The sequence below is a fragment of the Novosphingobium sp. PC22D genome (assembly GCF_002556635.1).
Lineage (GTDB): Bacteria > Pseudomonadota > Alphaproteobacteria > Sphingomonadales > Sphingomonadaceae > Novosphingobium.
Genome location: NZ_MWMO01000019.1, coordinates 1 through 18,469, shown reverse-complemented (window position 1 = coordinate 18,469; position 18,469 = coordinate 1). Strand labels below are relative to the sequence as shown.

The 18,469-nt window shown below is 65.2% G+C and carries 14 protein-coding genes; all 14 read left to right on the top strand.

The annotated features are described in order from the left end of the window. Positions 1-4: 4 nt before the first annotated feature. Positions 5-715, top strand: a complete 711-nt coding sequence (locus tag B2G71_RS20505; protein ID WP_098108532.1) for a response regulator — start codon at positions 5-7, stop codon at positions 713-715. Continuing rightward, positions 708-1,994, top strand: a complete 1,287-nt coding sequence (locus tag B2G71_RS20500) for an ATP-binding protein (protein WP_098108531.1) — start codon at positions 708-710, stop codon at positions 1,992-1,994. Before B2G71_RS20505 ends, B2G71_RS20500 begins: the two co-directional genes overlap by 8 nt. Positions 1,995-2,125: 131 nt before the next feature. Next, positions 2,126-4,180, top strand: a complete 2,055-nt coding sequence (locus B2G71_RS20495; RefSeq protein ID WP_141521643.1) for a pilus assembly protein TadG-related protein — start codon at positions 2,126-2,128, stop codon at positions 4,178-4,180. Further along, positions 4,177-4,686 (top strand): hypothetical protein, encoded by a 510-nt coding sequence (locus tag B2G71_RS24205; RefSeq protein WP_168176426.1) that lies wholly within the window; start codon positions 4,177-4,179, stop codon positions 4,684-4,686. Before B2G71_RS20495 ends, B2G71_RS24205 begins: the two co-directional genes overlap by 4 nt. Then, positions 4,683-5,096: a TadE/TadG family type IV pilus assembly protein gene (locus tag B2G71_RS20490; RefSeq protein WP_168176425.1), complete on the top strand. Its 414-nt coding sequence runs from the start codon at positions 4,683-4,685 to the stop codon at positions 5,094-5,096. The genes B2G71_RS24205 and B2G71_RS20490 overlap by 4 nt, the downstream gene beginning before the upstream one ends. Positions 5,097-5,187: 91 nt before the next feature. Further along, the gene (locus B2G71_RS20485; protein ID WP_141521642.1) at positions 5,188-5,592 is read left to right on the top strand and encodes a DUF2946 family protein; all 405 of its coding nucleotides are present in this window, start codon (positions 5,188-5,190) and stop codon (positions 5,590-5,592) included. Between the two features lie 273 nt (positions 5,593-5,865). After that, a complete protein-coding gene (locus B2G71_RS20480; RefSeq protein ID WP_098108528.1) occupies positions 5,866-8,013 on the top strand; it encodes a TonB-dependent receptor in 2,148 nt (715 codons plus the stop codon). Between the two features lie 2 nt (positions 8,014-8,015). Next, entirely contained in the window at positions 8,016-8,735 is a 720-nt protein-coding gene (locus tag B2G71_RS20475) for an energy transducer TonB (protein ID WP_098108527.1), read from the top strand. A 268-nt stretch (positions 8,736-9,003) separates the two neighbouring features. Beyond that, positions 9,004-11,703, top strand: a complete 2,700-nt coding sequence (locus B2G71_RS20470) for a cation-transporting P-type ATPase (protein ID WP_240530259.1) — start codon at positions 9,004-9,006, stop codon at positions 11,701-11,703. A gap of 62 nt (positions 11,704-11,765) precedes the next feature. Then, positions 11,766-13,532: a cation:proton antiporter gene (locus B2G71_RS20465; RefSeq protein WP_098108526.1), complete on the top strand. Its 1,767-nt coding sequence runs from the start codon at positions 11,766-11,768 to the stop codon at positions 13,530-13,532. Between the two features lie 231 nt (positions 13,533-13,763). After that, on the top strand, positions 13,764-14,675 hold the full coding sequence (locus B2G71_RS20460; RefSeq protein ID WP_098108525.1) for a LysR family transcriptional regulator: 912 nt from the start codon (positions 13,764-13,766) through the stop codon (positions 14,673-14,675). A gap of 271 nt (positions 14,676-14,946) precedes the next feature. Beyond that, on the top strand, positions 14,947-15,480 hold the full coding sequence (locus tag B2G71_RS20455; protein ID WP_098108524.1) for a TonB-dependent receptor plug domain-containing protein: 534 nt from the start codon (positions 14,947-14,949) through the stop codon (positions 15,478-15,480). Between the two features lie 90 nt (positions 15,481-15,570). Further along, positions 15,571-17,313: a TonB-dependent receptor gene (locus tag B2G71_RS20450; RefSeq protein WP_141521641.1), complete on the top strand. Its 1,743-nt coding sequence runs from the start codon at positions 15,571-15,573 to the stop codon at positions 17,311-17,313. A 77-nt stretch (positions 17,314-17,390) separates the two neighbouring features. Continuing rightward, the coding region (locus B2G71_RS20445; protein WP_141521640.1) for an NADH:flavin oxidoreductase at positions 17,391-18,469 on the top strand (1,079 nt) is incomplete at its 3' end.

Below are 18,469 nucleotides of genomic sequence, written 5' to 3'. Positions count from 1 at the left end.
AGATATGAGCGACAAACCCGCCCGCGTCCTGGTGGTGGACGACGATTCGGAACTGCGCGCGTTGTTGCAGCGCTTCCTTTCCGAGCATGGCTTCGCCGTGCGCACCGTCGATGGCGGCAAGGCCATGAACGCGGCCCTGCGGCGCGAGCCGGCCGACGTGATCGTGCTCGACCTGATGATGCCGGGCGAGGACGGCCTCGCCATCCTGCGGCGGCTGCGCGCGGAAGGCGAGCAGGCGCCGGTGATCATGCTCACCGCGCGCGGCGAGCCGGTCGATCGCGTGCTCGGGCTCGAAATGGGCGCGGACGACTACCTCGGCAAACCCTTCCTCCCGCGCGAACTGGTCGCGCGTATCGCCGCGCTGCTGCGACGCATCGCCCCCGGCCGGGCGCAGGCCGATGACGAGGTCTGCGAAGTGGGGCCCTTCGTCATCAACCATTCGACGATGAGCGTGACGCGCGATGGCGTGCCGCTCGACCTGTCGTCGCGCGAGTTCGCGCTGCTTTGCGCGCTTGCGCGCAGTCCGGGGCGGCCGCTCAGCCGGGCGCAGCTCATCGAGCGGGCGCTGGGGCGCGATGCGGAGGTGACCGACCGCGCCATCGACGTGCAGATCGCCCGCCTGCGCAGGGCAATCGGCGACGACGCGGCGAGCCCGCGCTTCGTCCGCACGGTCTGGGGCGTCGGCTATGTCCTGACTTCGGGAAGCGATGTTTAGGCGCCTCGCCCAGCGCAAGATCGCGCTCATCGTCGGGGTGGTGCTGGCCGGTCAGGTGCTGGCCGGCCTGTTCGTGATCACCTTTGTCATGCGTCCGCAGATCGCGCGCGTCGCCAATGTCACCGCCGACACCGTCTCGGCGCTGTCCGAAGTGATGGGACGGCTCCCGCCCGCGCGCCGCGAGGCGCTGATCGCGCGGATCGAGCAGGGCGGCGAAATCGCGATCCGCCGCTCGACCGATGCGCCGCAAGGCGGCGCGCGCATCCCGAACCTGATCGAACGGCAGTTCATCCGATCGCTGTCCGAGCGGCTGAACCGGCATGGCGATCTCGAGTGGCGCACCGATCGCGGCCGGCGCCTCTGGTTCCGGCTGAAGCTGGGCGGCGAGCCCTACTGGATCAGCGTCACCCCGCCGACCAGGCGCGGCGCGCTGACCGGCTTCGTGGTCTCGCTCGGCGTCGCCTTCCTGGTGGCGGTGGTTTGCGGGTTGCTGCTGCAACGGCGGCTCGATGCGCCGATGCGGCGGCTGGTGCGATCGGTCGATGCCTGGCGGCCCGATCGCGCCAGCGCCCCGCTGGATATCGCGGGGCCTGAGGAAGTCGCCGCCGTCGCCGCCGCCTTCAACCGGATGACGCAGCGCCTTGAACGCAACGAGGCCGAACGCGCGCTGATGCTCGGCGGGGTCAGCCACGACCTGCGCACGCCGCTCACCCGCTTGCGGCTGTGCCTCGAGATGATGCGCGGGACCGATGCTGACTTGCGCGCGACGGCGATGCGGCAGGTCGATGTCATCCAGGCCATGCTCGAACAGTTCCTCGATTTCGCGCGCGGCTTCGAGGACGAGGTGCCGGTGCGCGTTGATCTCGCACGGCTGGTCGAGGACGTCGCCGTGACGGCCGCGCCCGAGGGCGCCATCGCGACCGAGGTGGCGCCGGGCCTGACGGCGTGCCTTCGCCGCGAGGCGCTGGCGCGCGCGCTGGGCAATCTCGTCGCCAACGCCTTGCGCCACGGCGGCACGCCGGTCTCGATCCGCGTGCGCGAAGCCGGCGACGGCGCGATCGCCTTTACCGTTGCCGATGCCGGGGCGGGGTTCGACGAGGGCGCGGCCGATAGTTACCTCCGGCCTTTCGCGCGCGGCGACAGTGCGCGCGGCGGAGACGGGGCCGGGCTCGGCCTCGCCATCGTCGAGCGGATTGCCGCCGCGCATGGCGGATCGCTGACGTTCGAGCGGAGGCCGGACGGTTTCGCTGCGATCCTGCTGTTGCGGCCCCAGACCTGAGCGCCGGGTGAGCACACTGATCGAAACCGACACAGCAGGGGCGACGGCGACGGATGGTTAAATCCGTCTTCGCGCGCGTTAGGGCTGGTCGGAGTACGATTCGTTAAGCTTGTTGTGCGAAATCGTCGCGCATGAGAAATCCGATCCGAAACGCGGCAAGACACGGAGCGGCGCGGCTCCGGGACGACCGGTCGGGCGGTGTCGCGCTGATCGCGGCATTGGCGCTGCCCGTCGTCATCGGAGCGACCGGTCTTGCCTTCGATCTCAACCAGGGACTGCAGCAGCGCGTCGCCAACCAGCGCGCCGCGGACGTGGCGGCGCTCGGCGCGGCCATGGCCTTTCAGGATTCGTCGAACGCGAGCGTTCTTCAGCCGACCGCGGCCGACATCGTCACCGCGAACGGCATCACGGGCGCGACGGTCAACGCGGTCATCGTCAACGATTTCCCGGAGAGCGGGGACCAGGCGGTCCGCGTGACCGTCACCACCGAAGTGCCGTACTCGCTGGCGCGCGTGCTCGGTTTTACCGGAACCTACGATGTCGGCGTGCAATCGACGGCATCGCTGACCTCGGAGGGCTCCGCCTTCGCCGCGCCCTGCTTCCTCGCGCTTTCGGACGCAAGTGACGCGCTCAAGACCACGGGCGGCGCGACGATCGATGCGCCCACCTGTGCGATCGCGGCTTTCGGCAAGGTCGCCAACCTGGGCACCCGGATCAACGGGCACGACATCATTTCCGGCGGGTCCGACGTCGAGAACAACTACGGCACGCTGAACGCCGAGTCGGTGCGCTACGCCGGCGATTTCATCAATCCGTTTTGGAACAGCAATGTCCCTTCGGAGGACAAGTGGGTCAACCAGGCGACCGTATTGCTCGACCCCTGGGCAGAGAACGAGGAAATGCTCGACGCGATGGATGAGATCGGCGATTCGTCGAACATCCCGCCGATCTCGAATCCGACGACGCCGTCGGGCAGTAACTGGACCTTCGACTGGAGCCATGCGGGCCCCGTGGCGGCGTTCTGGCAGGGCGACGGCAAATACGTCGTTCCGGCTGGCAACTATACGATCGGCCGCCTCTCGGTCGGTGGCGGAATCAACGTGACGTTCCAGAGCGAATCGAACATAACGATCAAGAATGGCCTGCAGAACGGCGGCGGGTCCAATCTCCTGTTTGGAGACGTCAACCTCTATGTCAACGGCGGGTTCGATACAGCGTACAACAACGTGACGATCGGCAAAGGCGCGCTGTGGATCGGTAGCGGCACCAATCGCTTCGCCGGTACCACACGCAAGGGTGACGGCACGGTCATCATCAATTCGATCCTCAGCGTCGAAGGCGGCTCGAAAGTCTATCTCGGCGAAGGCGATCACTTCTTCGGCGGTTTCAACCTCGGCGGCGGCGGCAACTTCACCATGGGCGACGGTGACTTCGTCGCGGCGAACGGCGTCACGATCTCCGGCGATACCGAGCTTTCGATGGGCGATGGCAACGTCATTATCGGTCCCTCGAGTTCGAATTACGCGATCAATCTGGGCGGCGGCGCGCGCTTCTTCATGGGCGACGGCACGTTCAGCGCGAAGGGCAACATCAACACCGTTGGCGGCAGCCGACTGGTCTTCGGCAAGACCGCCAATCACTATATCGACGGCAATCTGGTCGTTGCCGGCTCGGTGATCTTCGGACGCGGCCGCTATACGATCGATGGCAACTTCGTGAACGGCACTGGCGGCACGCAGTGGCCCTACACCTCGTGGATGAACGGGGTGACCTACGGAAACACGCTCGAGGGCGTCAATGTGGCGGGCTACGATCAGGCGGGCGTCGGCGTCACCTTCGTGCTTGACGGCACCGTCAATCTCGCGGGCGGCGCCAAGTCGAAGCTGATCGCGCCAACCACCTCCACGTCGGGCGCGGAGATTTCCGATCTCCTCATCGCCAGCCTTACGAGCGCGGATACGAACTGGGCGGCGGGATCGGGCAACAATTTCGCCGGCTCGGTCTATCTGCCCAATTCCAAGGTCACGATGAGCGGCGGCAACACGACGCTGAGCGCCGGCCAGTGCTTCACGCTGGTCGCATCGAAGATCTGGGCCACCGGCGGCGCGGCGGCCGGCACCGCATGCCCGACGGTCGAGGGCGTCTATGCGGGCGGCGAAAGCACGAGCATAAGGCTCGTCCTATGATGATCGCGCTTATGCGCCGCCTGCGCCGCGATTCGCGGGGCGTCGCGGTGACCGAGTTCGCCGTGTGGACCACGGCCATGTTCTTCGCGATCATGACCGCGATGGACTTCGCCGGTTTCTACCTCCAGCGCGGCCAGATCAACGAGGCGCTCTCGGCCGCCGCGATCACGGCTTTCAAGGAACGCGACAACGTCCCCTTCGACGACGTGTCCGCGACCGTGCGCAACCTTGCCGAGAATCCCAACCTCGCCGTGACTCTTTCGTGCAACGGCGTCGCCAACGAATGCGAGAACGCCTCGCGTTCGTGCGGCTGCCTGAGTTCGACCGGCACCTACACTGCAAAGGAGTGCGGCCAGACGTGCACGGGCACGGGCATGACTGCCGGTTCGACCGCAGGCTATTATCTGACGATCAATGCCCGGCAGGACTACACTCCGGTGCTGGTGCCGTTCAGCGTGCTGGGCGACAAGGCCGTCGAGCAATCGGTCACGGTGCGTCTCGAATGAGGCTGTGGGCTCGCCTTGCAGGCGACCGCGAAGGCGCCACTCTCGTCGAGTTCGCGCTGGTCGCGCCGGTGTTCGTCGCCATGCTGTTCGGCGTGATCGAATCGGGCCGGCTGTTCTGGGTCAAGCAGACGCTCGACGAGGTCGCCTACAGCACCGCACGCTGCATGTCGGTCAGCTCGACCTGCGACGACGAGACCAAGCGCGAAGACTTCGCCGTGGATCGGGCGGCCGCGCTCGGCATAACCATTGCCCTCGAAGAGATATCCACCGACACCGACGTTACCTGCAAGAGCGTCGCGGGCTCGAACGAAGTGCGGATCGACCACCCGGTGACTTCGGCGATGACCGGCCTGATCCCGGTCCTGCCGCAGAGCCTGAGCGCGGAAGCCTGCTTCCCCAAGCTCGGCTGAGCCGAGCCGCCGTCCGGCGCCGGCCGGCGCCGCGCCAATCGCCTGCTGACAGATCGCTGCGTGGGCGCTACGCGCACCGCGGATGCAACGCTTGCGCGCCTTGATTCGGGAGCACCGCCGCCTAGCGCTGGCGCTGCTCTTGCTGGTGTTCTGCATCAAGGCGCTGGTGCCGTCGGGCTTCATGGTCTCCGCATCCGGCGACACCGTGCTGACGGTGACGATCTGCGCCGATGCCACCAATGGACCGAAGCAGATAAAGCAGATCATACCGGGCAAGCACAACCGCGACGGCGGCCACCCGGATGGCGCGAAGAAGGGCGAGCATTGCGCTTTCTCCGGTCTCGCCAAGGTCGCCGTGGGCGGCGCCGATGCGATCCTGCTCGCGCTCGCGTTCGCCTTTATCCTCGTGCTCGGGCTAGGGCCGGTCCGGCGCTTGCCCTTCCGGCAAATCGCCTATCTTCGTCCGCCCCTGCGCGGACCACCGGCGACCGCCTGACCATCTGACCTGACTTGTCGGCTAACCGGCACGCGCCGCCGGTGCGCGCCGCGCCTGCCGGTCCATGTGATCTGGGCGTGATCTCGGCCTGTCTCGGTGCGAGGATCGCCCGGCCTGTCAGAGCAGACACGCGTCGCGCTCCCCCCGGCCCGTTGATGTCGGGCCGAGGCGGCACGCTCCTCGATCATCGATACCCGCCAGGGCCGCCAACGCCTCCCCGCCGCGCGGGGGGCGCTCCGGCCTGGAGCCCCTCACCGAAGAAAGGCATGAGAAATGCCCGAGTATTGCAGATTGCTTCGTGTTGCCCTTTCCGCCGGCTGCGCCGCCATACCCATGGCAGGCCACGCGCAGGAGACCACCTCCATCGAGGCGATCGACGTCGCTTCCGACCGGGCGAGCGAGAACGTCGCGCGGACCCCGATCACCGGCGTTCGCGTCGATCGCCAGACGCTCGAGCGCCGGCAGGCGCGCAGCAGCGACATCGCGGAGCTGCTGGCCGATCTGCCCGGGGTGAGCGCCGCCACCGGCGGCGGCTTCTCCTCCATGCCGTCGATCCGTGGGCTGTCGGAGCAACGTCTGACGGTGCTCGTCGACGGGTTCGCCATCGATGCGGCTTGCCCCAACGACATGAATCCGCCGTTGTCCTACACCGACCCGCAGAGCATCTCGTCGATCACCGTACTGACGGGTGTGGCCCCCGTGAGCAGCGGCGGCGACAACATCGGCGGCGTGATTTCGGTCGAGAGCGCGCCGCCGAAGTTCGCGGTGATGGGAAGGACGCTCGTGACCGGCGAAGCGAGCAGCTTCTACCGTTCGAACGGGGACGCCTTTGGCGGCGCCGCGACGCTGACCGTCGCGGGCCCCGGCCTGAGCGCGACCTATACCGGGTCCTACATCCGGTCCGACCAGTATCACGGCGGCGGGAACGACGGGCTGGTGCGTTCGAGCGAATACGCCAAGACCGATCACGCGCTGGCGCTCGCGTGGCAGCACGCCGCCGGCCTGCTGCGGCTCAAGGGCGGCATCCAGTCTTCGCCCTACGAAGGCTTTCCCAACCAGTACATGGATATGGTCGACAACAAGAGCTGGTTCGTGAACGCGAGCTACGAAGGCTATTTCGACTGGGGCGACCTCGAACTGAAAGCCGCCTATCGCGACACCGACCATGCGATGAACTTCCTGGAGGACAAGCTTCCCGGAGCGATGCCGATGAACACCGAGGTCCACAGCCTCGATGCCTCGGCCAAGGTTTCCCTGCCGGTTTCGATGCATGACACGGTGCGGATCGGGAGCGAATACCATCACCAGTGGCTCGACGACCGCTGGCCGCCCGTCCCCGGCAATACGATGATGGGGCCGAATGCCTTCGTGAACATCAATGGCGCGACGCGCGACCGGATCGGCGCCTTTGCCGAATGGGAACGGCACTGGAGCGACCGGGCCTCGTCGGTGGTGGGCATCCGCTACGATCGGGTCGAAATGGATACCGGCACCGTCCAGCCTTACGGCACGGGCATGATGCAGATGGCCGACGTCATGGCTGCCAGTGCCTTCAACGCCGCCGGGCGCAAGCGTACCGACAACAACTGGAGCGGGTCGGCGCTGTTCGTCTACGAGGTCTCCGCGAGGGCCGCCCTCGAATTCGGTTACGCCCACAAGGTCCGCTCGCCCAACATCTACGAGCGCTACAGCTGGGGGCGCGGCTCGATGGCCAGCCGGATGATCGGATGGTACGGCGACGGCAACGGCTATGTCGGCGATCCCGACCTCGCCCCTGAAAAGGCCGACACGCTCAGTGCGGCTCTCGCGCTCGGCGGCGAGGGTTCCGCGTGGACCTTGCGGATCGCGCCCTACTACACACGCGTCGACGACTACATCGACGCGGCCTTCCTGCAGGACCTCACCGACATGGCGGGCATGCCCACCGGCTTCGTGCAGTTGCGGTTCGCCAACCAGGACGCCGAGTTCTACGGCATCGATCTGTCGGGCACGGTCCAGCTCGCGAAGGGCGAGAACGGCGACGGCACGCGGCTCAGCGGCTCGATGTCATGGCTCGAGAGCCACAACCTCACCGATGGCGGCCCGGTCTATCGGCAGATGCCTCTCGCCGTGAAGATCGGCGTGGCCCATCGCCGGGACGCGCTCGAACTCAGCGCCGATTTCGAGTGGGTCGCGCGCAAGACGCGCGTCGACGCGACGCGCAACGAGCCGATGACGGCCGCCTACGCCCTGCTCGATCTCGGTGCCGCCTACACCGTCTCGGGAATTCGCGTGAGCCTTGACGTCGAGAACGTATTCGACACGGCCTACGATCTCCCGCTGGGGGGCGTGTCGCTTGGCGACTACAAGGCGACGGGCGTGCTTCGCTCCGTTCCCGGTCGCGGGCGATCGTTCAACCTCGGGTTCTCCACCCGGTTCTGACGATGCCCGGGATCTTCTCGGCTCGTGCCGAACCGCACACCGGTTGGAGCCTGCCCGGTTTCGCCGCGACGGCGGCAGTGCATCTCGCGCTGCTGGCGGTCGCGGTCGCGTCCTTTCGGGTCGGGGATGCGGGCAGCGAGAGGGAGAGGAAAGCCGTCATCGCGGTCTTTCATGCGGCAGAGCCTGGCAAGGACAATGCGGAAGCCGAGCCGCCGGATCGGCCAGCATCGGATCGGCCCGCGTCGGGTCGGTCGCAATCGCGGCGACGTGCGACCCCTCCGGGCTTGCCGAGGAATATGCAGGAGCGTCCGGAACGGAGCACGCTTGCGGCCGGGCTCCAGTCCCGCACCATGCTGCCGCCAGCGGGTCTCGCGCAAGAGCCGCCGCTGATCGCGCCCGGCCCGGCCGCCCCGGCAAGCGATCCGACGCCCGGGGCGGATAGCAGGACCGACGATGTGCTGTCCCGCTATGTGGATGGCCTTCGCGCGGCCATCCTACGGTGGAAGCCGGGCGGGCTGCGAAAGGAAGGGACGGCCATCGTGGGATTTCGGCTCGATCGCGAAGGACGCTTGATCAGCTCGCAACTCGTGGAGTCGAGCGGGGATGTCCAGATCGACCGGATGGCCTTGCGAATGGTGCGACGGGCCGCCCCGTTCCGGAAGCCTGACGAAGAGATTCCGGCCGGCAAGCTGGATTTCGTCCTGCCCGTGCGGTTTCACTAGCTTCGCCTTGTTCCGCTGATCGCACGAAGCGGGGCGACGTCCGGACGACCACAGGCGCCAGGGCCGGGTCTTTAGGGGGCCAATTGACGGTGATGGCCGATCCGGTCCGGAATGATGGTGAGAATGATACCGAATGATAGCGTGTTCCTGTTGCGCCACGCTGCGTCCATCTCATATTCAGTGGTGCGTAGGTTGATTGTTGTCTCCAGGGCGAAGCATTCTCCTGTTGGCTCGGACACCCGGGAACCACGAGAGCAAGGAGGCACTTTTGGGCCCCAGTGAAATCGAAGCCGGCTTTCATGCCAGGAGCGTCGACGAGAGTTTCGCGGCGCTGGACAGCGGGCCCGCCGGCCTGTCGTCCGAGAACGCCCGTCTTCGTCTGCAACGCTTCGGCCCGAACCAGCTCCCCGAACCGCCGCGTCGCAGCGGGTTGCTCCGCTTTTTCGGCCAGTTTCACAATCTCCTGATCTATGTCCTGCTTTTCGCGGCGCTGATCACCGCCGCGCTGGGACACTGGATCGATACCAGCGTGATTCTTGCCGTGGTCGTCGTCAACGCCATCATCGGCTTCATCCAGGAAGGGCGCGCCGAACAGGCGATGGACGCCATTCGCCAGATGCTCACCCCGCACACATCGGCTCTTCGCGACGGCAAGCGCGCGACCATCGAAAGCCATGCTGTCGTTCCGGGCGACATCATCCTGCTGGAGGCCGGCGAACGCGTTCCCGCCGATCTGCGGCTGATCGAGGCGACGGGTCTGTCGGTGGAAGAGGCCATCCTGACCGGCGAGTCCGTGCCTGCGGACAAGGGCGTCGCGCCGGTTGCCGCCGATGCCGCGCTGGGAGACCGCGCCTGCATGGCCTTCAGCGGCACCCTGGTCGTGCGGGGCACGGGGCTTGGCATCGCCGTCGCGACCGGCGAGGATACCGAGATCGGGCGCATCAGCGGCATGTTGCGCGGCGTCGAGACGCTGACGACGCCGCTGATCCGGCAAATGGACGTATTTGCGCGCTGGCTCACGCTCCTGATCCTGCTGATCGCGGCAATTCTGCTCGTCTACGGCTACTTCGTGGGGAATCTGCCTTTCGGGGATCTTTTCATGGCCGTCGTCAGCCTTTCGGTGGCGGCGATCCCCGAGGGACTTCCCGCCGTGCTGACGATCACCCTGGCGGTCGGCGTCAAGGCCATGGCGCGGCGCAACGCGATCGTGCGCAGGCTTCCGGCCATCGAGACGCTGGGCGCGGTGTCTGTGATCTGCAGCGACAAGACGGGAACGCTGACGCGAAATGAAATGATGGCCGCCTCGCTTGCGACCACCGATCACCTCCTGTCGGTCGGCGGCGACGGTTATGCGCCGGTCGGCTCGATCCGTCTCGACGACACCGAAGTCGCCCTCGAGGACCATGCCATTCTCGCCGAGTTCGCCAGAGGCGCGGCCTTGTGCAACGACGCGGCGCTGCATTCCGCCGAGGATGGCTGGCGGGTCGAAGGCGATCCTATGGAAGGCGCGCTCAAGGCCCTAGCCGGAAAGATCATGCCCGACGGTCATGAAAGTTTCGCGGCGTGGTCGAGGATAGACAGCATCCCCTTCGATGCGGGCAGCCGGTACATGGCGGTGCTGCATCATGATCGGGAGGGCAACGCTCTGATCCATGCCAAGGGCGCGCCCGAACGCATTCTCGAGATGTGCGCGAGCCAACTCTGTCACGAGGGCGGAACCGGCAAGCTCGATACGGACTACTGGCTTGGACAGATCGACCGCATGGCCGCGCAAGGGCAGCGCGTGCTGGCGCTGGCGGTGCGTTCGGCATCGCCCGATCGCCGCGTGCTGAGCGGCGCCGATCTGGAAGGGCAGATGGTGCTGGTCGGCCTGGTCGGGCTGATCGACCCGCCCCGCGCGGAAAGCGTGGCGGCGGTGGCCGAATGCATCGAGGCCGGAATCCGCGTGAAGATGATCACCGGCGACCATGCGGGCACGGCCTCTGCCATCGCCCGGCAAGTCGGCCTGATAAACCCCGACAAGGTCGTGACGGGCGCCGAGATCGAGCGGATGGACGATGCCGAGCTCGCGGCGGTGGTCGTCGAGGCCGACGTTTTCGCGCGGACGAGCCCGGAGCATAAGCTGCGGCTGGTCACGGCGCTCCAGTCGCACGGTCTCACCGTCGCGATGACCGGCGACGGCGTCAATGACGCCCCGGCCCTCAAGCGCGCGGATGCCGGCGTGGCCATGGGACTGAAGGGCAGCGAGGCGGCCAAGGAGGCCGCCGAGTTCGTCCTGGCCGACGACAACTTCGCCTCGATCGTCGCGGCGGTCCGCGAGGGGCGGACGGTCTACGATAACATCAAGAAAGTCATAAGCTGGACCTTGCCGACGAGCGCGGGCGAGGCGATCGTCATCATCGTCGCGCTCTTCTTCGGAATGGCGCTGCCGGTCACGCCGGTCCAGATCCTCTGGGTCAACCTGATCACCGCGACAACGCTCGGCATCGCGCTGGCATTCGAACCGACCGAAGCCGGAACCATGCAGCGCCCACCCCGGCGGCGCGACGTTCCGCTGCTGAACGGCCAACTAATCTGGCATCTGGTGCTTGTCTCGGGACTGTTCATCGTCGCCGTGTTCGGCATTTCGGCCTATGCGACCGGCAAGGGCTACCCCGAGGAGCTGGCACGGACCATGGCACTCAACATGCTGGTCGTGCTGGAAATATTCCACCTGTTCTTCATTCGGAACATCTACGGGACATCGCTCACCTGGCAGGCCGTCAAGGGAACGCGGATCGTCTGGACCTGCGTGGTCGTGATCACTCTTGCCCAGTTCGCGATCACCTATCTGCCGCCGATGCAGGCCATCTTCGACACGCGTGCGGTTCCCCTGCTCGACGGCCTGCTGATCGTCGGCTGCGGCGCGCTGTTCTTCGCCGTTATCGAGATCGAAAAGCAGATGCGGCTCGCGCTGAGGAGGGCATGACGTGCCCGTGCTGCAAACCTTGACCCTCGACATCCGAGCATAGGATTCCTCCGGGGCCGCGCATGCACGCCAACATACCATACCTGCGAGAGATCATCCTTTTCCTGGCCGCCGCCGGCCTGGTCATGCCGGTCGTGCGGCGGCTGAATATTAGTCCGGTTCTCGGCTTTCTTTGCATCGGGCTTGTGATCGGCCCCTACGGCCTCGGTCGGTTCGAGGAGCGCTTTCCCGCGATCGGCTATTTCGTGGTGTCCGACCTCGAAGGCGTCCAGACGATCGGCGAACTGGGCGTGATATTTCTCCTGTTCAGCATCGGCCTCGAGATGTCGGTCGGACAGCTTTGGGGCATGCGGCGAACGGTGTTCGGGCTCGGTTCCGCGCAGATCCTGCTCAGCGCCGCCGCGATCGGACTTGCCGCGGGCGTTCTCGGCGCCGAGCCGCAGACGGCGATTCTGCTCGGACTGTGCCTTGCGCTGTCTTCGACGGCCATCGTCATGCAGCTCTTGTCGGAACAGTTGCGGCTGGGGTCGCAGGCCGGCAGGACCGCGTTCGGCGTCCTGTTGATGCAGGATCTCGCCGTGGTGCCGATCCTGTTCTACGTCGGCCTGCTCGGGTCCGAGGTCGAAGGCTCGTTCTGGGCGGCCGTATCGCTGTCGATCGCAGAAGCGCTGCTCGCGATTGCGGCCATATTCGCGATCGGTCGCCTCGTGGTTCGTCCGGTCCTGCGCTTCGCGGGAAGCAGCGGAAGCCGCGAAATGTTCATGGCCTCGGTGCTGCTGTTCATCCTGGGGACCTCGGCGCTGACGGCCCAGGCGGGGCTTTCGATGGCGCTCGGCGCCTTCCTGGCCGGCCTGTTGTTTTCCGGCACGGAATACCGTCATCAGGTGAACAGCGACATCGAGCCCTTCAAGGGCCTGTTGCTGGCCCTGTTCTTCATTTCGGTGGGGATGAGGCTCGATCTGGCCGCGATCTGGAGCGACCTTGCCGCAATTGGCCTGGCGGCCGCGGCCCTGATCGCCGGCAAGGCCCTCATCCTCGTCCTGCTGGTGCGCGCCTTCGGACGTCCCTGGGGCGTCGCGATGGAAACCGGCATGCTGCTTGGCGAAGGCGGCGAGTTCGCGCTGGTCGCGGTGACCGCGGCGCTGGGCATGGGGGTCATGGCGCCCGACCTCGCGCAGTACGTGATTTCCGTCGTGGTGGTGACGATGCTCGCTTCGCCCGGGCTCGCATGGTCGGGGCGCAAGATCGGGAACGCGGTCGCGGCATCGGAGCAGGAGACCGCGAACGCCATGCCCGAAGATGTCGCGTCCGAAGCGATCGTGATCGGCGGGTTCGGCCGGGTCGGGCGCACGCTCGGCAGGATCCTCGAGGGGCAGCGCATCCGCTATGTCGCGATCGATTCCGATCCCCATCTCGTCGCCACGGAAAAGGCGCGCGGTCTTCCGATCTACTTCGGCGATGCCAGCAATCCCGAATTGCTGCGCCATATCGGCATCGAGCACGCCGCAGCCTTCGTCACCACGATGGACCAGAGAAGCGCTGCCGAACGCATCGTGTCCGCGGTTCACAAATCGTGGCCGCATATTCCCATCTACGCCCGGGCACGCGATCCCGATCATGCCCGCAAGGTGAGGAGCCTGGGGGCTTACGACGCGATTCCCGAAACGACCGAAGCCAGCCTCCAGCTTTCGGAATCGCTCCTCTTCGGCCTTGGGGTTCCCGATGACGTGGCGAGATCGGTCGTCGATCAGGAGCGCGAATACTCGAGTCAAGACGGCCCTCACCGCGCTGGCGGGGAAGGCGGCGCGACCAGGTCGGCGAAACGCTAGCCCCGCGAGGTTCGGCCCTTGCTCTTCGCAGACGCTCGGACCTGCCTTTCTGAGCGGTCCGCCCGCGCGGCTTCGGGGCATCACCGAAAACCCGCAATTCGATCGCGAAGCCTTCGAACGACGGCGCACTCTCCGGCGTGGCCTCTCAACCGCCGTATCCGGGAAAATGGCGCCGGGCGGCTTGCGGAACACGTCGCAAATCCAGGTTGCGGACCGGTAACAAGAGCGGGCATGAGCGCCTGGGAGGGTGCCGTGGATCTAAAGCAGTTGCGTTTTCTGGTCACGATCGCGAACGAAGGCAGCTTCAATCGCGCTTCGGGTGTGCTTCGCATCGCCCAGCCTGCGCTTTCGAGGCAGATCCGCGATCTCGAGGGCGAACTCGGTTCCGACATTTTCTTCAGGTCGGCCGCTGGCGTCACGCTGACGCCTGCCGGAGAGGTGCTCTATGCCGAGGCGAGGCGCCTGCTGCCGCAGTTCGATCTGGCGGGCACGCGGTTCAAACGCGCGGCGGCAGGGCAACTCGGGGTGGTGCAGGTCGCGTTGTCCCTGAACGGCGCGCATATCGGCCGCGTCGTGGGCGCTTTCGCAGACGTGCGCAACGCGTTGCCGGACGTCGAATTCCATATGAGGCTGGCAAGCACCGCCGACCAGCTCAGGTCGCTGCAGTTCAGCGAGATAGACGTCGGTGTGATGTTCACGTTCGCGCCGATTCCCACGGACCTGAGGACCATCCTCCTGCGGTCCGAACCCCTGCGGTTGCTGGTGCCCGTCGATCATCCTCTTTGCGGCAAGGACCAGGTCTACCTTGCCGATCTCAACGACTATGAGCTGGTATTCCCACCGTTTGACGAGGCCGCCGAAGTCTACAATCCGCTAATGTCCGCGTGCCTCAATGGTGGGCTGCGGCCCAAGGTCGCGATCGAGGCATTCGATATGCGTGTCATCGCGCACTTCGTGCGCGAGCGGATCGGGCTTGGGTTCTGTATCCCGCTGGCTGTCGAAGAGATGGTCGGCACCGAGCTTGCCGTTCTCGATGTGGTTGACCTGCGCCTTACGCGTCACGCCTATGCCGCGTGGAGAGCGGAACGCGAGACGCCCGCGATTCTCAGTTTCGTCGACAAGCTGCGCGAAAGGCTGGCCTGACACCGCGGCGGGACACGTGCCGCGACATCATCGAATTGCCTGCCGGTCCCGGTTTTTCGGCCTGGCTCTATTTTTGCCGCCGATTCTCGTAAAGCATTATAATAAAATAATAAATTCTTCGCCATTCGATCGCTAATGCCGAAACGGTATAGCCAGTGCAGGAAAACGGCATTGGCGGGCATAAGCGCAATTCGCCCATGGTCGGGCGACTTCACCGCGCAAGGATCGAAAAGGTCTGCGGTGGAGTCCAATCGGATTGGGAGGAGAGGACATGACTGAGAAGGGCATTTTGCTGCCATCCGCCGCTGTGGCTGCTGTGACGATGTTGACGCCGCATCAAGCCCTTGCGCAGGCTGGCGCGGCCGAGACCAGAGGCAACGAGATCATCGTCACCGCGCGTCGACGCGAAGAAACGCTTCAGGATGTGCCGGTGACCGTCATTCCGATCACCAAAGAAGCGATCGAGAACAATCTGACGACGGACCTGTTGAAGCTGAGCGAATTGGCGCCCCAGGTCATCATCGGCAAGGGAAACAGCGGCACCGGGGCCATCATCACGATGCGTGGCATCAGCACGACCCCGACCGACGGCGCCTTGGATCAGAGCGTTTCCTTCGTTTACGATGGTGTGCAGTTGAGCCGGGGGAAAATCATCGGCACGACCCTGTTCGATATCGCGCAGGTCGAAGTCATGCAGGGGCCCCAGGCCCTCTATTTCGGCAAGAATTCGCCGGCGGGCGTGATCTCGGTCAGGAGCGCCGGGCCGACCGATGAACTGGAAGGCTTCGTTCGCGCCGGGTACTAGATCAAGGCTCGCCAGCGCTATGCCGAAGCCGCGATTTCCGGGCCGCTTTCCGACACCTTCGGCGCCCGCCTCGCCATGCGGGCGAGCAAGATGGACGGCTGGATCAAGAACGTCGCCGTGCCGATCGAGAACCCCTTTCAGCCGGGCGTGGCCATTCCGGGCGCGCGGCACGGCAAACGGTCACCCGAAACCGAGGAATACGCCGCTCGGCTGACCTTGTCCTGGGAGCCGTCCCCCGACTTCGACGCCGAAGCCAAGCTCATGTACCACGACCATGAGGGCAACGGCCGGACGGGCTACGGCGAAACCTTCTGCATCGGCAGTACGACAATTCCCACGCAGTCCGGCATTCCTATTCCCAATGCGGACTGCAGGAAGGACCGGGTCAAGGCGGAGTCCTCCATCCCGTCGCAATTTGCCGGGAAATGGCCGGAAGTCGATGTGAAGGATGGCGTCCTGTACGACGAGGGCGAGTTCTTCATCGCGTCCCTGCGACTGAACAAGCGTTTCGGCGCCCTCGAACTCGCCTCGACAAGCGGATACTACGATCAGAACGAGGCGGGGTCCTACAACGCCGACTACGGCGCTTTCGCGCAGGCGCTGGTGCCATCGAAGCACGATTACCGCCAGTTCACCCAGGAAATCCGGCTCACCTCCGAATTCGAGGGGCCGTTCAATTTCATGGTGGGCGGCTTCTTCGAGGACGGGAAGCGCTACTGGGTCAATGCACCCGATCTCTTTCATACTTACGATCCGGTATTCGATACATATGCCGATGCTGCGAGCACTTCGGATACGGATACCAGGTCGATATCCTTCTTTGGTGCGGTAAACTATCAGCTTACGCCTACAATCGAGCTTTCGGGTGGCCTTCGCTACAGCAAGGACAAGAAGTCCGCTGTTCTCGTAAACAAGTACGTCAATCCCAACAGTATCGCGATCGGTGGGCTGCGAGCGCAGGGCGATGCGCTGTTCCCGGTCTACAAGGACGACAATCTCTCGCCCGAAGTGACGGTTTCCTGGAAGCCATCGCGCGATCACCTGCTCTTTGCCGCCTACAAGACGGGTTACAAGGCGGGCGGCATTTCCAATGACGCGCTCCTGTCCCCGGCTGCCACCGTGGATACCGTCAAGTTCGGCAACGAGGAGGTCGAGGGTTTCGAGGTCGGCTACAAGGGGACGCTCGCGGACGGTACGCTTCAGTTCGACGTCACCGGCTACTATTACGACTACAAGGGGCTCCAGGTCGCGTCCTACGACGTGGATGCGCTGCGCAGCCGGATCTTCAATGCCGCCAAGGTCCGCACGACCGGCGTGACCGCGACGGCGACCTTTCAGCCCACCGACAGGCTCTCGTTCAACGGCAACCTCGGCTACAACGATGCCGAGTATGTCAGCTTCGAAAATGCCGCCTGCTATAGCGGTCAGACCGAGGCAGAGGGCTGTATCGGCGGCTTCCAGGACAACTCGGGCAAGGCTCCAAACCGGGCGCCCAAGTGGAACTTGTCGTTCGGCGGCAACTACCTGATCGACCTCGGCGGCGGCTGGAACTCGAGGATCTCGGTCAGCACCAGCTATTCCTCGTCGTACCAGACCAACACGGACTTCGCTCCGGGCGGCGTCCAGGATGGATATTGGCTGCTGAACGCCTCCGTGCGTGTCGCATCTGACGAAGACAAGGGCCTCGAACTTGCTCTGATCGGGCGGAACCTGACCAACTCGTACTACATGATCTACAATTTCCAGCAGCCCTTCACTGGAAATCCCGAGCAATATTACGGCGTTTTCAATCGTCCTCGTGAAGTCGCGCTTCAGGCATCGTTTCGTTTCTAGGAAATTTCCGGAAGCAACGAAGTCGAACGGTGACGAGAGGCGGAAGAGAGACTGCCCGCATTTAGGAAGAAGGCAAGATGCACCCGAAGTATCCAAACATTTTCCAGCCAATCGATCTGGGGCCTGTCAGACTTCAAAATCGCTTTTACGCGTCTCCTCATGTGCAGCCCATGACGGACGCGCAAGGGGCGCCGACCGAAGATGTGATCAGCTACTACGTCGAGCGGGTGAAGGGCGGCTGCGGGTTGATCATCCTGAGCATGACCGTGCCGCACCGCACGAACCTGGTGCAGCCTTCGCCCGAGGCGGCCGAGAACATTCCGGGCCTGCGTGCGCTGTCAGAGGCGATCCACGACGCCGGCGGCAAGATATTCGCGGAGCTCTTCTACTGGTGGGGGCGTCCCGGCCAGTGGCAGCCATACAGCACGCCCGCACCGTCCATGGGGCCGTCGATGGTGCAGTACAATCATTTCGATCGGGGCATGACCACCCGGGAAATGACGCGCGACGAGATCCGCCGGATGATCAAGTCCTATGCGACGGGTGCCAGGAACCTGCGCGAGGCCGGCTACGACGGCATCATGATGCACGCCGCGCATGGCGCGCAGCTCGAACAGTTCATGTCCCCGTACTTCAACCGCCGCACCGACGAATATGGCGGCAGCTTCGAAAATCGTATGCGCTTTCCGACGGAGGCTTTCGAGAGCGTGCGCGAAGCGGCGGGCAGCGACCTCGCCGTTGGCATGCGGCTCAACTGCGACGAATTGGTCTCGGGTGGATATTCCACCGACGAGGCGCGGGGGATCGTCGAACACTTCACGAGCGGCGGGCTGGTGGATTTCGTGGATCTGGATATCGCGATCGAGCCGAACCAGTTCTTTTACGGGATGGCCCCGGCCTTTGTGCCCGAGCATCCCTACGTTCCTTATGTGAGGGCGGTTCGCGACGGCGCCGGGAAGGTGCCGGTGCTGAGCGTGCTGGGTCGGCTCACCTCGATCGCCGACGGCGAAAAGGCGTTGGCCGAAGGACTTTGCGACATGGTCGGCGCCGCCCGTGCGCTCATTGCCGAGCCCTATCTCGTCGTCCGTGAACAATGCGATTTTGGCTCTGGGACGGCGCAGGGCCATTCGCGGCGGGCTGTGGCGAGCTGTTGTGG